General features: G+C 53.4%; 15 protein-coding genes. All 15 read left to right on the top strand.

Annotation, left to right across the window (positions count from 1 at the left end):
• Nucleotides 1-137: 137 nt before the first annotated feature.
• Nucleotides 138-605, top strand: coding sequence for a 6,7-dimethyl-8-ribityllumazine synthase (gene ribH, locus MKX76_RS12215; protein WP_007129777.1), 468 nt, complete (start codon nucleotides 138-140; stop codon nucleotides 603-605).
• Between the two features lie 51 nt (nucleotides 606-656).
• Nucleotides 657-1466 carry a segregation and condensation protein A gene (locus MKX76_RS12210; protein ID WP_186311073.1) on the top strand — a complete coding sequence of 270 codons (810 nt, stop codon included), beginning with the start codon at nucleotides 657-659 and terminating at the stop codon, nucleotides 1464-1466.
• A complete protein-coding gene (scpB, locus tag MKX76_RS12205) occupies nucleotides 1435-2037 on the top strand; it encodes an SMC-Scp complex subunit ScpB (protein ID WP_007129779.1) in 603 nt (200 codons plus the stop codon). The genes MKX76_RS12210 and scpB overlap by 32 nt, the downstream gene beginning before the upstream one ends.
• A gap of 271 nt (nucleotides 2038-2308) precedes the next feature.
• Nucleotides 2309-2992: a DUF2953 domain-containing protein gene (locus MKX76_RS12200; RefSeq protein WP_210094618.1), complete on the top strand. Its 684-nt coding sequence runs from the start codon at nucleotides 2309-2311 to the stop codon at nucleotides 2990-2992.
• A complete protein-coding gene (gene ytfJ / locus MKX76_RS12195; protein WP_007129781.1) occupies nucleotides 2965-3414 on the top strand; it encodes a GerW family sporulation protein in 450 nt (149 codons plus the stop codon). Before MKX76_RS12200 ends, ytfJ begins: the two co-directional genes overlap by 28 nt.
• 119 nt (nucleotides 3415-3533) lie before the next feature.
• Nucleotides 3534-4712: a D-alanyl-D-alanine carboxypeptidase family protein gene (locus MKX76_RS12190; protein ID WP_445669843.1), complete on the top strand. Its 1179-nt coding sequence runs from the start codon at nucleotides 3534-3536 to the stop codon at nucleotides 4710-4712.
• Between the two features lie 63 nt (nucleotides 4713-4775).
• Entirely contained in the window at nucleotides 4776-5408 is a 633-nt protein-coding gene (locus tag MKX76_RS12185; RefSeq protein WP_251536872.1) for a nucleoside recognition domain-containing protein, read from the top strand.
• A 6-nt stretch (nucleotides 5409-5414) separates the two neighbouring features.
• Nucleotides 5415-5948, top strand: coding sequence for a spore maturation protein (locus tag MKX76_RS12180; protein WP_007129784.1), 534 nt, complete (start codon nucleotides 5415-5417; stop codon nucleotides 5946-5948).
• Nucleotides 5949-6111: 163 nt separating this feature from the next.
• Nucleotides 6112-6453, top strand: coding sequence for an N-acetylmuramoyl-L-alanine amidase (locus MKX76_RS12175; protein WP_251536870.1), 342 nt, complete (start codon nucleotides 6112-6114; stop codon nucleotides 6451-6453).
• Nucleotides 6454-6474: 21 nt separating this feature from the next.
• The gene (locus MKX76_RS12170) at nucleotides 6475-7230 is read left to right on the top strand and encodes a pseudouridine synthase (RefSeq protein WP_007129786.1); all 756 of its coding nucleotides are present in this window, start codon (nucleotides 6475-6477) and stop codon (nucleotides 7228-7230) included.
• 124 nt (nucleotides 7231-7354) lie between these two features.
• Entirely contained in the window at nucleotides 7355-7882 is a 528-nt protein-coding gene (locus MKX76_RS12165; protein WP_007129787.1) for a redoxin domain-containing protein, read from the top strand.
• On the top strand, nucleotides 7879-9573 hold the full coding sequence (locus MKX76_RS12160) for a cytochrome c biogenesis protein ResB (RefSeq protein WP_341033850.1): 1695 nt from the start codon (nucleotides 7879-7881) through the stop codon (nucleotides 9571-9573). Before MKX76_RS12165 ends, MKX76_RS12160 begins: the two co-directional genes overlap by 4 nt.
• A complete protein-coding gene (ccsB, locus tag MKX76_RS12155) occupies nucleotides 9570-10823 on the top strand; it encodes a c-type cytochrome biogenesis protein CcsB (RefSeq protein ID WP_007129789.1) in 1254 nt (417 codons plus the stop codon). The genes MKX76_RS12160 and ccsB overlap by 4 nt, the downstream gene beginning before the upstream one ends.
• A 98-nt stretch (nucleotides 10824-10921) precedes the next feature.
• The gene (locus MKX76_RS12150; protein ID WP_007129790.1) at nucleotides 10922-11638 is read left to right on the top strand and encodes a response regulator transcription factor; all 717 of its coding nucleotides are present in this window, start codon (nucleotides 10922-10924) and stop codon (nucleotides 11636-11638) included.
• A 1-nt stretch (nucleotide 11639) separates the two neighbouring features.
• Nucleotides 11640-13070, top strand: coding sequence for a HAMP domain-containing sensor histidine kinase (locus MKX76_RS12145; RefSeq protein WP_007129791.1), 1431 nt, complete (start codon nucleotides 11640-11642; stop codon nucleotides 13068-13070).
• Nucleotides 13071-13155 lie beyond the last annotated feature (85 nt).

Genomic DNA, 13155 nt, shown 5'->3' with positions numbered 1-13155 from the left:
GTGGCAACAGCGATCGGAAGCCGCATCCGACGCGCAGCGGACAATGCAAGAATCGCATCAACGAGCGCTCATCGAGCGCAAAAGTGCAGCATGCATCAACAATAACAATACTCCCATTTGAAAGGATGACCATAACCATGGCAAACATTTTCGAAGGCAACTTAGTATCGGAAGGCTTGAAATACGGAATCGTGGTAGGCCGGTTTAATGAATTTATTACCAGCAAGCTGCTGAGCGGCGCGCTCGACGCGTTGAAGCGTCACGGCGTGCAGGATGATGAGGTGGATGTAGCATGGGTGCCGGGCGCATTCGAAATTCCGTTGATCGCCCAAAAAATGGCAGAAAGCGGCAAATACGACGCCATCATTACCTTGGGCACCGTCATTCGCGGATCGACAACCCATTACGATTACGTGTGCAATGAAGTGGCGAAGGGCGTGTCGGCGATCAACCTGAAGACCGGTGTGCCAACCATCTTCGGCGTCGTGACGACGGAGAACATTGAGCAGGCCGTTGAACGCGCCGGAACGAAGGCTGGCAACAAAGGCTGGGATTCCGCGATGGCGGCGATCGAAATGGCAAACTTGACGAAAAGCTTAAAATAGTGCTTATTTAATGTAGTGCTCTTTTTCATCAGAGCACTGCATTTTATTTTTATGGCGGGAGGATTCACCGTGAGCGTATTATATAAGCTGGAGACGTTTGAAGGACCGCTCGATCTGCTGCTTCACCTGATTGATAGAGCGGAAATCGACATCCAGGATATCCCCGTCAGCGAGATTACCGAACAATACATGGCCTATCTGCACAACATGCAGGAATTGGAGCTTGAAATTACAAGTGAATTTCTGGTGATGGCGGCGACGCTGCTGTCTATTAAATCGAAGCTGCTGCTTCCAAAGCCTCCGGTTATCGAGATGGACGAGTTTGATTTTTACGAAGAGGAAGATGTGGATCCGAGAGCGGAGCTCGTTCAGCGGCTGATCGAATATCGTAAATATAAGGGAATTGCTCAGCATCTCCATGAGAGAGAATGGGAGCGGAGCATGATTTACTCGAAAGAGGCGGAGGATTTAACGCCCTATATGCCGGAAGCCCAGGAGAATCCGGTCGAAGGGCTCCACGTTGCCGATTTGATCCGCGCATTCCAGAAAGCCTTAAGCAAAGCCGTAAGACGAACTTCATACGCCCGGATTCAGCGCGATGAAATATCGGTTAAGGATCGGATTCGCCAGGTGATCGATACGCTCGAGCAAGCCGGACCCGGAGGAAGGGTGCTGTTCTCCAAGCTGCTTCATGAGGAGATGGAGCGGCATGAAATCGTGGTTACCTTCCTGGCGATTTTGGAATTGATGAAGATGAAGCAGATCGTTTGCTATCAGGAGCGGCTCTTCGAGGATATTGTGATGGAATGGAGAGGGGAAGAACGCATTGATGGATTATCCGAAGCTGAAATCGATTATTGAGGGACTGCTGTTCTTGGCGGGTGAGGAAGGCCTGTCGGTCAAGCAGGTCGCAGAAATTACGGAGCAGTCCACGGGGCTGGTGGAAGAAGCGCTTGAGGATATGAAGGAGGAATGGGCGCGCCAGGAGCGGGGATTGCAGATCGTCCAAATCGCCGGCAGCTACAAAATGGCGACGCTTGCGGAGCATGCGCCATATTTCGAACGTCTGGCATACTCGCCTTCGCGCTCCTCCCTGTCCCAGGCGGCGCTCGAAACGCTATCCATTGTCGCTTACAGACAGCCGATCACGCGGGTTGACATCGAGGAGATCCGGGGTGTCAAATCCGAGCGGGCGATTCATACGCTGACCACCAAAGGCTTGATTGAAGAGGTGGGCCGTGCGGAAGCGATCGGCAGACCGATTTTGTATGGCACGACGAAATTATTCCTCGATTACTTCGGGCTCGCCAGCATTAAGGATTTGCCGGAGCCGTCCCAATTTGAGGATGCCGAGTCGCTCGAGGAAGAGACGCAAATGCTGTTTGATAAGCTGGATGGTCATCAGCTGACATTTGATGATGTGGAGAATTGATCGATAAACAGATGTTCTATACGAAATTTCGAATCCCGAGCGGAGGACGGCTCGGGATTTTTTTTGCGTTGCATGGTTCCTTTCCAATCAGCCCCTTGTTCGATAAGCTCCACCACCATCCTAGATTAATGGCTAAGGGAAGCACAATCCATTCATTATCTCCGGTGAGCGGAGGGGACGAAGGTGAGCGGGTTCGCATTATTTACCTGGTGATTTGCCATACTAAGCCAAGCGGATGTATTATATCAAGCTCGTTGCTGGGGGTTACGTTGTGAGCATTTGGATTTATCTTGCGATCGGACTTGTAGTACTGCTCATTGTGCTGGCTGTCATCGTGTTGAACTCGGCCGTGACGGTCCGGCTGGATATGGTCATGCGAAAAAATGAATACAAGCTCCATGCCGAGGTAAAGATGGTCTATGGCATGATCAAGCGGATCTATGATCTGCCCTTTCATCTGGCGAACGGCGGCATTGAATTCAATCAAGAATCGGTCTTCAAGCAGGGGATGACATTTGGACAGGATGAACAGGCGGATCAGAGACAAAAAAGTCGTACCATTCGGTTTCGGCAGTATTCAACAGCTATAATGGCCACCAAAGGATTTAAGAAATGGCTGAGGCAGACGTTGGCAAACGTCCATCTCCGGGACATCCGGTGGTCTACGGAGGTGGCCCTTGAGCATGCCGCCGATACGGCCGTCGCTTCCGGGCTGCTGCACGCCGTTAAACATACCCTGCTCGGCTGGTTGTCCTATCGCCTGATTATGGAGGAAAAGCCGGCCGTCGATGTCGTACCCCGCTTTAACGGACCGCCGCATTTTTCCACAGAGCTGAACTGCATAGCGAAAATCTCCTTCGGAAAAGCTATGGTTGCTGGACTGGTATTCATAGTTCGCGTGTTAAAGGTGAAAGGAGGAGTTAGATCATGGCAGAACACCCTATTCAAGGCTTGATGCAAACCGCGATGGAGAACATCAAGGGAATGGTGGACGTGAATACGATCGTTGGCGATCCCGTAAACACACCTGACGGCAGCGTAATTTTGCCAATCAGTAAAGTGGCGTTTGGCTTTGCGGCCGGCGGAAGCGACTACAACATTGAAGCCGGAGGCACCCGCCATCCCGCAGACGGGACGCATGGCCATTCATACACGCACCCGTTTGGCGGCGGAAGCGGCGGCGGCGTATCCATCAGACCGATTGCGTTCCTTGTCGTAGGCAAGGAGGGCGTCCACATCGTTCCGCTCGACAATCAGACGCATCTGTTCGAGCGCATCATTGATGCGACCCCGTATTTGCTGGAGCAGATCCAAGCGATGTTCCAATCAGGCAGCAACGCCAATGCCAACGGTGGCGGTAACGGGTCGACGTACTAAGCGCTGCATAGCAAATCCCCTCTCGCATGAAGCGATCTGGGGATTTTTGCATGTGGACATACTTTCTGGAGGGACAACATATACTTGTACAAGATTTCTGAACACCGGAGGATAAAATAATGAAAATGAAACGGACGAATTGCAAGTCCTTGTTATCCATATTGCTGGTGGTTTGTCTGATGGCCGCGGCCGGCCCTGCCTATGCGGATCATGAGAAGGGGCCGGCGAATCACGCCCAGGCGGCCGCGTTGATCGATGTTACATCGGGCAGGCTGTTGTACAGCAAAAATGGGGACGAGCGGCTGCGGATCGCCAGCCTTACCAAAATCATGACGGCGATTGTAGCCATCGAGCACGGCAAGCTGAACGACCGGGTCACGGTTTCGAAGAACGCATTTGCCAAGGAAGGCTCCTCCCTCTTCTTGAAGCTTGGCGAGGAGATGACCTTGGAAAACCTGCTCTATGGCTTAATGCTCCGTTCGGGCAATGACGCCGCCACCGCCATTGCGGAGCATGTGGGAGGGACGGAGGAAGGCTTCATCCTGCTGATGAATCAGAAGGCCCAGGAGCTCGGATTAACCAACACGCATTTTATGAATCCGCACGGGCTGGATCATGACGAGCACTATTCCTCCGCCAATGATGTTGCCAGGATGACAGCCTATGCGCTTCAGAACCCGACGTTCAAAGAAATCGTGAAGACACCGACCAAGCGGGCGCCTAACCCGAACGAGTCCTGGGATTACAAATGGGATAATAAAAATAAAATGCTGCGCCTCTACGAAGGAGCTGACGGCGTTAAAACCGGTTTTACGAAGAAAGCGTTCCGCTGCCTGGTCAGCTCGGCCACGCGAAACGGTCAGCAGATTGCTGCGGTTACGCTCAATGACGGCAATGATTGGAATGACCATGCGAACATGCTTGATTACGGCTTCAACCATTTTCCGCTGAAGCAGGTTATCGAGAAAGGGCAAAAAATACAAGGCTACTCGCTCGTTACCGGAAGCACGTTTAAGTATGCATTTACCCATGACGAGGAAACCCGGCTAGTCAAAAGGCTCGTTCTTCACAAGCAAGGCTCGCCGGATGTGTCCTTCGGACTCAGAGGACACATCGAGCTGCTGCTGGACGGTGTCAGCATCGGCAAAGTTCCTGTATACGAGCAAGGCGCCAGACTTCCTGAGCCGCCGTCCGCCTTGCAGAAGTCCAGGAGCGCCTCCGCGCAGGGAGCTGCCTTGTCGTTATGGCAATCGGCCGCCGAAGTGTTCAAGCATCTGGTGCGTGCCAATCATCATTAGATTTCGCTAAGAGGGGAACTCCTCTCGATACGGCGAGTCAAAGAACGGGGGCGTAGAAGAGCTATGATCAATATGATTTGGATGGGGATGATCCTGATCGGGTTTGGCTTTGCGGCTGTGAACGGAAATATCGACGCGGTGACCAAAGCCGTGTTTGATGGAGCTCAAACAGGCGTTACCGTGTCCTTCGGGCTGATCAGCATCCTGGTCTTTTGGCTTGGCATGATGCGGATTGCCGAGGATTCGGGGCTTCTGAAGAAGGTTGCCGTCATGCTTGGACCGGTCGTACGGTTTCTGTTCCCCGACGTGCCGAAGGACCATCCGGCGATAGGGTATATCTTATCGAATATGAGCGCGAATTTATTCGGTCTCGGCAATGCGGCAACGCCGATGGGAATCAAAGCGATGCAGGAGCTGCAGAAGCTGAATCCGGATAAAGGCACCGCGACACCGGCCATGTGCACGCTGCTGGCACTTAACACAGCCAGTATTACGCTGATTCCGACAACGTTGATTGCCATCCGCTTGAATTACGAATCGGCAAATCCGGCCGAAATCGTAGGAACGACGCTGCTGGCTACGGCCATCGCGACAGCGGCAGCCATTCTCGCCGACAGATGGTATAGAAGGCGTACGATTCGGCGGAAGCAGCCGTCCGGAATCGGGGCTGGAAGGAATCCGGATATGAAAGGGTGATGAACATTGCTGTCATGGATTAGCGTCATCTCGGCCTGGTCTATTCCCATTATGGTCGCGTTCATCCCGCTTTATGCCTATACTCGCAAAGTACCGGTATATGAATCGTTTGTGGAAGGAGCCAAGGACGGCTTCTCCACTGCAATCGGCATCATCCCCCATTTGGTCGGGATGATGGTGGCGATCAGCGTCTTCCGATCATCCGGGGCGCTGGAGTTCTTTGTGGGATGGACGGGCCCGTTTCTGCAGTCCCTCGGGGTCCCGGGCGAAATTTTGCCGCTCGGCCTGCTTCGTCCGCTGACTGGGACGGGATCGCTCGCTTATACAACCGAGCTGATCCGCGCTTATGGGCCGGATTCGATGATCGGCCGGATCGCTTCCACGATCCAAGGAAGCACGGATACGACTTTGTACGTGCTGACTGTCTATTTCGGCGCGGTTGGCATCCGCAACGGCAGATATGCGCTAAAAGTCGGACTGTTTTCGGATCTGGTCGGGTTTATTGCCGCAATCGCCGTATGTCTGCTCGTATTTGGATAGCGACATTGCAATTATACCAGCTTCATTTCCCCAATTCTCGTGCGTGTGGCCTGCGCGATAATCGGGGATTTTTTGTTTTGATAAGGGAACACGCGCCTATACCGCCGGGGCCGCAATGTCATATACTGCTGAATCAAATTTGTGCGGCAGAGGTGATGATGATATGGAATTCGAAGGCTTTGTAATCCATCATTCCGTATGCGAGCAGGAGCCGCGGGTGAGGTTCGATTTTACAATACATGCGGACGGATCGGTCACGTCTTCCCCGATGCTTCTGCATCATAAACTGATTCATATCTGTCTGGAAGGCAATTTCAACCGTCGCTACGAGCTCATGAGCCTTGAGCAGAAGAGCCAGCTGTTTACCGCCAGCAAAATCATTATGGAGCTCTCGAGACTGCATGATATTTCCCCGTTATATCTGTTTCCACATGCAGAGAGCTGCCCTGGAGCGGATTTTCCGTGGAACGCGCTTGTGATTTATCCTGTCGATGGTTATCATTAGGGATGAGGTGACCTATCGAACATGGAGAGATTACAGAAAATTATGGCACAGGCCGGAGTCGCATCCCGCCGAAAGTGCGAGGAACTGATTCTGGAGGGCAAGGTGCAGGTGAACGGGGAGACCGTTACCGAGCTCGGCACGAAGGCCGACCCCGACCAAGATATCATTACGGTTTCAGGGAAACCGATCAAGCATGAGAAAAAGGTCTATTTAATGTTGAATAAGCCAAAGGGAGTTATTACGAGCGCATCGGATCCGGAAGGCCGGAAGATCGTATCGGACTATCTCAAGGGCGTAAAGGAGCGCGTCTACCCGATCGGCCGTCTGGATTACGATACGGAAGGGCTGCTGCTGCTGACCAATGACGGCGAATTCGCCAATCTGCTCAGCCACCCCAAGTATCATGTGCCGAAAACCTACCTGGCTACGGTGAAAGGGGTGCCCCACGGAACCGAGCTGGACAAGCTGCGTCAGGGCATCATGCTGGAGGACGGAATGACCGCTCCGGCCGAAGTCGAATACCGCGACGTGGACCCGGACAACAAGCAGTCCGTCATCACCATTACGATTCACGAGGGACGCAACCGCCAGGTGCGGCGGATGTTCGAGGCGATCAATCATCCGGTCATCCGGCTTAAGCGGATCGCGTACGGCGATCTGCTGCTTCAGAATCTGAAGCGGGGCCTGTACCGTCACTTGACGCCAAGTGAAGTCAATGAGCTGCAGCAGATGGCCAAGGCGGCGAAACCAGGCGGTAAACCGAAGAAAAAACGGTAACCCGACACATAATATTCAAAATGGCGAGCGGCGTTTATGACGAATTTCGTTATAATTGTTCATAGGATGTTCACACCCGCCTGCACATTTATGATGAAAGTCATAGAAAGGAAGCTGCTGCACTATGGGCAAATCGAAGAAAAGCATTCAGATCGTTATCCTGCTTGCCATCGTTCTAATCGGCGTGTACGCCGTTGCAACCGTTGTATTCGGCTCCGACGAGGTGCCTAAGGTCGGTGAGAAGGCGGCGAATTTCGAGCTTCTGGGCATGGATGGCAATGTACATACCATGAGCGAATACGAAGGCAAAGCCAGAGTTATCAATTTCTGGGGGACCTACTGCCCGCCTTGCGTCCGGGAGATGCCGGCGCTGCAGGCACAGTGGGAGAAGTGGAAGGATCAAGGGGTCGAAATCGTTGGGATCAATGTGGGCGAGAACAAAATGACGGTTGAAAATTTTGTGGCCCAAACCGGCGTGAAGTTTCCGATCCTGATGGATCCGGACCGGGATGCGGTGGCCAGCTACGGCGTTGGCCCGATGCCCACGACCTTCTTCGTGACGGCTTCCGGGAAGATTCACCATATTCGTATCGGCGAGCTGGATCTGGACACACTGGATAAACAAATTGAACAGTTGGTGAAAGCAAAATGAGTGAAGGTTCCAAGCCTTTGATCCAAAACACGAAATGTGAATGCGGACATCAGAATCCGCCCGGAACCGTCCTGTGCGAAGCCTGCGGGAAACCGCTGACAAAGGAAGCAGAAGCCCAGCCGATCCTGGAAATGCGTTATGACGGGGTGGCCCGCCGCTCGCAGAAAGCCAACCCCGGCTTTATCGACAAAGTCTGGAATTTCTTCTCCTCGGTGAAGGTTGCGATCTATTTGATCCTGCTGACGCTGATCGGCTCGTCGCTCGGAACCATCTTGCCGCAGGAGAGCACATTCCTTAACATTGACCCCTCTGTCTACTACAAAGAGGAGTACGGACAGCTGGGGCATATTTATTATCTGCTCGGGCTGTCCCATACATATACATCCTGGTGGTTCGTGCTTCTGCTGGTCATGATCGGCGCATCCTTGGTCATCTGCAGCCTGGACCGCGTCCTGCCGCTGTACAAGGCGCTAAGCAGACAGCGCATACCAAAGCATATGTCGTTTCTGACCCGCCAGCGGGTGGTGTACCAGGGGACGGTTGAACAAGACGGTGCCGAGTGGGTTGAGCGGGTGAAGCCGCTGATCAAGAAAAAAGGATACCGTGTCCGCACGGACGGGGGCACGCTGCTTGCGGAGAAGCAGCGGTTCAGCCGATGGGGGCCGTATGTGCTCCATATCGGCCTGATCATTTTTCTTTTAGCTGTCCTTGGACGGAATTTGCCGGGCCTTCATATGGACGAGCATATGGCATTTCCCGAAGGCGAGCCCGTGCACATCAAGAACACGAGTTATTATCTGATGAATGACGGATTCAAGGTAGAGTTCTATACGGAAGAGGATATGCCGAATGAATTCAAAGGCAAGGGCAAGGTGCTGCCTAAGAAATTCGAAACGGAGGCGATCCTGTATGTGTGCGAGTCCAATTGCAATACACCGGGCCAAGAGCCGCAGCTTAAGGAGGTCACCCGCCATAACATCGAGGTGAACCACCCGCTTAACTACAAGGGGCTGAAGGCGTATCAATTCGATTATGATTTGACTCCGATTCTCCGAACCGTATCCCCGATGTTGATTGGCAGCAAAACCGGGGAACAATATGGAAAGATCGATCTGTCGATCAAGGATCCCGTAAGAGAGTACAAGGCAGGGGATTACACCTTGAAGCTTACGCAGACGTTTACGGATTTCGGCCTCGGCGACGACGGGAAGCCGGTCAATCTGTCGCCGAACCCGAACGCACCCGCGTTCCTGTTCCTGATCAAGGGACCGAACCTGCCGGCGGACGGCATTCAATATTTCTATTTCCCGAAACAGGTCGACAAGGAGCGGTTCCAGCAGGATGCGATCAATGCGCAGCTTGCCGGAGGCGAGAATCTCGTAACGCTGGACGTACTGAGCATGGATGACGTCGACTTCGCGGAGTCAACGACGTATTTGAACATCCGCGTGGATAAGGCGATGCCTTTCATCTGGGTGGGCGCATTTATCGGCATGATCGGACTGGTTATGGGCTTCTATTTCCATCATCGCCGGATTTGGCTGCGGGTCGATGACGGAACGCTGACGCTCGGTGCCCACACGAACAAGAACTGGTTCGGTCTGCGCAGGGAAGTCGCCGCCATCCTGAATCAGATGAATATCGAGGTCGACGAAAAGTCGCTGGAGAATAACAGGGGGAGTCAAGCATGAATCTAATCGATTTTAGCGGTGATGCATTTGTTGTGTCCTTTTTGCTATATTGCGCATCGTTTATCATGTATGCCATTGCGGTGATGGGACGCCGCTTCCGGAAGCGGGAGCCCGAGGCCCATCTTGCCAAATGGGGCAAGATCGCATTCGTGACAGCATCGATCGGCCTGATCGGCCATCTGCTGTACTTCTTCACCAGATGGGCAGGCTCCGGGCATGTGCCGGTGAGCAACATGTACGAGTTTATGTCGTTCCTGTCCATGGCGATCATGATTGCATTTCTGGTGCTGTATTTTATTTACAAAAAATCGCTGCTCGGCCTGTTCGCGCTGCCGCTCGTCATACTCATTATGGCGTATGCGGCCGTGTTCCCTCAGGAAGTGCAGCCGTTGATTCCTTCGCTGCAGTCGTATTGGCTCGGCATTCACGTCACACTGGCCGCGCTCGGCGATGCGTTCTTCGCCGTCGGCTTTATCGCTGGTCTGATGCACCTGCTGCGGACGGTCAACTTCACCGCTACGGATAAAGGCGCGCGGAGGGAGCAGCGCTGGCTCGAGCTCTGCATGTTCGCGATCGTCGTCCTGCTCGGCTTCATTTTGTCGGTCTACAGCTTCCGCACAGCCGGTTACGAAGCCGTGTTCAATCAGACGCAGATTGACCCTAAAACGGAAACCAGTAAAATAGTAAAAGTGGAGTACAATATGCCTCCGATTGTAGCTCCGTATCAGAGCGAGACGGAAAGCATGCAGTCATTCCTGGGCATGAAATCCCCGCTGTTCGAAGCTCCGTCATGGATGCATGGCGTGAACGCGGGGAGGAAGCTCAACACTGTGATCTGGTCGCTGGTGAGCGGCATCATCCTGTATGGATTGCTGCGGCTGTTCATCCGTAGACCGATCGCGAAGTTCATTCAGCCTGCGCTGAACAAGCTGAATCCGGATGACCTGGACGAAATCAGCTACCGTGCGATTGCGATCGGGTTCCCGGTATTTACGCTGGGCGGGCTCATCTTCGCCATGATTTGGGCGGAGATTGCATGGGGTCGCTTCTGGGGCTGGGATCCGAAGGAAGTATGGGCGCTGATAACGTGGCTCTTTTACAGCGTGTACCTGCATTTGCGGTTGTCCCGCGGATGGCAGGGCAAGTACTCGTCCTGGCTGTCGGTTATCGGATTTATCGTCGTGATGTTCACGCTGGTTGGCGTCAACCTGATCATTGCCGGTCTGCATTCCTATGCCGGAACGGATTAAGATGAAGTTTAATAGCAATGGATTAGAAAATCAGGAGGGCCCTTACGATTCGAGGGCCGTTCTGATTTTCCCCTATAACAATGAAGGAGCTGCTGTCAATGTCTGAGCATGGTAACCGCATACTCGTAGTCGATGATGAAGAGCGTATTCGGCGTTTGTTGAAGATGTACCTGGAGAAGGAAGGATATGAGATTGAAGAGGCTGAAGACGGGGAGACTGCCCTTCGCAAGGCAACGGGTGAGGATTACGGACTTGTCATATTGGATGTGATGCTGCCGGGTATGGACGGAGTCGAGGTATGTACGCGTCTTCGTCAGGTGAAGTCGACGCCGATTCTGATGCTGACTGCCAAGGGAGAAGAAATCAACCGTGTTCAAGGCTTCGAGGTCGGCGCGGACGATTATGTCGTCAAGCCGTTCAGCCCGCGGGAGGTCATCTATCGGGTCAAGGCGATTCTGCGCCGCTCTTCGGCAACGGCTTACCTTAGCAAAGAATCCAACCCGAGCAACAGCATTGTCTTCCCTCATCTTGTCATTGAGCACGACGCCCATCGGGTAACGGCGGGGGGACAGGAAATCAGCCTTACGCCGAAGGAGTATGAGCTGCTGCATTATTTGGCCTCGTCGCCGGATAAAGTCTTTTCCCGGGAAGAGCTCCTGAAGGATGTTTGGAATTATGAGTTTTTCGGTGATCTGCGCACCGTCGATACGCATGTGAAGCGGCTGCGGGAGAAGCTGAACAAGGTATCGGCGGAAGCTGCCGCGATGATCACAACCGTATGGGGAGTAGGCTACAAGCTGGAGGTTCCGAAGTAACGTGAACTTCTGGAGATCGCTTGTCGGCAAGCTGTGGATCACGATTACGTGCTTGGTTGCCTGCGTGCTGTTGACGCTAGGATTATTTTTGCTCCCCTACATTGATACGACCTTCACCAATTCCAGTGCAATCAAACGTTTGTTTACGTATGTGTCGATCATCGGATTCTCGATGACGACCTTTTTCGGGCTTTTCCTGTTAACGAAAATCACTCAGCCGATGCAGCAGCTGATTGAGGCTGCCAATGACATCCGCAAAGGCAAGTACGGAACCCGTCTCAATCTGGTGACGAGCGATGAAATCGGCGAGCTTGCGAATACATTCAATCATATGGCCGCCGAGCTGGAGACGAATATCCGCAATCTTAATCACGAGAAGGAGCATTTGTCCAGCGTGCTTCGAAGCATGAGCGACGCCGTGATTACGTTTGACAACCACGGGCAGGTTATTCTCGTCAATCCCCCCGGACAGGAAATTATGAAGACCTGGAAGGGACTTGAATGGGATGATGATCTGCAGGGGGGCGGCTGGGCTGCGGACGTGATGCCTAAGCCGCTGAGCGAGCTGTTCTACAGCACGGTGAACGAAGGCCGGGATCAGAGCGCGGACCTGCATGTGAACCAGGGGATCTGGTCGGCCCACATGGCACCGCTCTATTCGGATGACGTGATACGGGGCGCTGTCGTCGTGCTCCGGGATATTACCGAACAGGTTAAGCTGGAGAAGATGCGGACCGATTTCATCGCCAACGTATCGCATGAAATTCGCACCCCGCTCTCGATGATGCAGGGATACAGCGAAGCGCTGCTCGACGGGATGGCTGCTTCGCCTGAAGAAGGCCGGGAGCTGATCCAGGTCATCCATGAGGAATCGCTGCGCATGGGCCGTCTGGTGAAGGACTTGCTGGATCTGACGCGAATGGAGGCGGGACACGCCGAGATGTCGCTACGGCAGGTTGATGCAGGCGAACTGTGCGAGCGTGTCTACCGTAAGTTCTCCGTAAGAGCCAAGGAACAGGAGATTGATCTGCAGCTATCCCTGCATTCGGACCTCATCCTTGAATCGGCTGACGAGGATAAGCTCGAGCAGGTGCTGACCAACCTGTTGGACAACGCTTTCCGGCATACGCCGTCCGGCAAGCAGGTGAAGATCCAGGCACACCGGGTCAAAGCGCCGAAGGGCGATGCGCTGCAGGTGATCGTCTCCGACCAAGGCGTCGGCATACCTGCAGGGGATTTGCCATTTGTGTTTGAACGTTTCTATAAGGCCGATAAAGCCCGCGTCCGCGGCGAAACCGTCGGAACGGGGATCGGTCTGGCTATTGTCAAAAACATCGTGACTGCCCATCACGGCACGATTACAGCAGCTAGTGAGGTAGGGAAAGGCACCGTGTTTACGGTGACGATTCCTATCAATGCGGCAGAATCTTAGGAAAAGAACGCCTAAAAGACAAAACACGCTCCAATCGGAGCGTGTTTTTTGTTGAAATTCGTGGGCTAATCTTGTTCAACGTGGA

This window comes from Paenibacillus sp. FSL R5-0810, assembly GCF_038002285.1.
GTDB lineage: Bacteria > Bacillota > Bacilli > Paenibacillales > Paenibacillaceae > Paenibacillus_AQ > Paenibacillus_AQ lactis.
Note: the sequence above shows the minus strand (reverse complement) of the source record. Positions and strands in the feature narration are given on the sequence as shown.

Excerpts from the sequence above, each read along its gene's own strand:
- ribH (WP_007129777.1), top strand. The coding sequence starts at position 138 with ATGGCAAACATTTTCGAAGGCAACTTAGTATCGGAAGGCTTGAAATAC.
- MKX76_RS12210 (WP_186311073.1), top strand. The coding sequence starts at position 657 with ATGGCGGGAGGATTCACCGTGAGCGTATTATATAAGCTGGAGACGTTT.
- scpB (WP_007129779.1), top strand. The coding sequence starts at position 1,435 with ATGGATTATCCGAAGCTGAAATCGATTATTGAGGGACTGCTGTTCTTG.
- ytfJ (WP_007129781.1), top strand. The coding sequence starts at position 2,965 with ATGGCAGAACACCCTATTCAAGGCTTGATGCAAACCGCGATGGAGAAC.
- MKX76_RS12190 (WP_445669843.1), top strand. The coding sequence starts at position 3,534 with ATGAAAATGAAACGGACGAATTGCAAGTCCTTGTTATCCATATTGCTG.
- MKX76_RS12185 (WP_251536872.1), top strand. The coding sequence starts at position 4,776 with ATGATCAATATGATTTGGATGGGGATGATCCTGATCGGGTTTGGCTTT.
- MKX76_RS12175 (WP_251536870.1), top strand. The coding sequence starts at position 6,112 with ATGGAATTCGAAGGCTTTGTAATCCATCATTCCGTATGCGAGCAGGAG.
- MKX76_RS12170 (WP_007129786.1), top strand. The coding sequence starts at position 6,475 with ATGGAGAGATTACAGAAAATTATGGCACAGGCCGGAGTCGCATCCCGC.
- MKX76_RS12165 (WP_007129787.1), top strand. The coding sequence starts at position 7,355 with ATGGGCAAATCGAAGAAAAGCATTCAGATCGTTATCCTGCTTGCCATC.
- MKX76_RS12160 (WP_341033850.1), top strand. The coding sequence starts at position 7,879 with ATGAGTGAAGGTTCCAAGCCTTTGATCCAAAACACGAAATGTGAATGC.
- ccsB (WP_007129789.1), top strand. The coding sequence starts at position 9,570 with ATGAATCTAATCGATTTTAGCGGTGATGCATTTGTTGTGTCCTTTTTG.
- MKX76_RS12150 (WP_007129790.1), top strand. The coding sequence starts at position 10,922 with ATGTCTGAGCATGGTAACCGCATACTCGTAGTCGATGATGAAGAGCGT.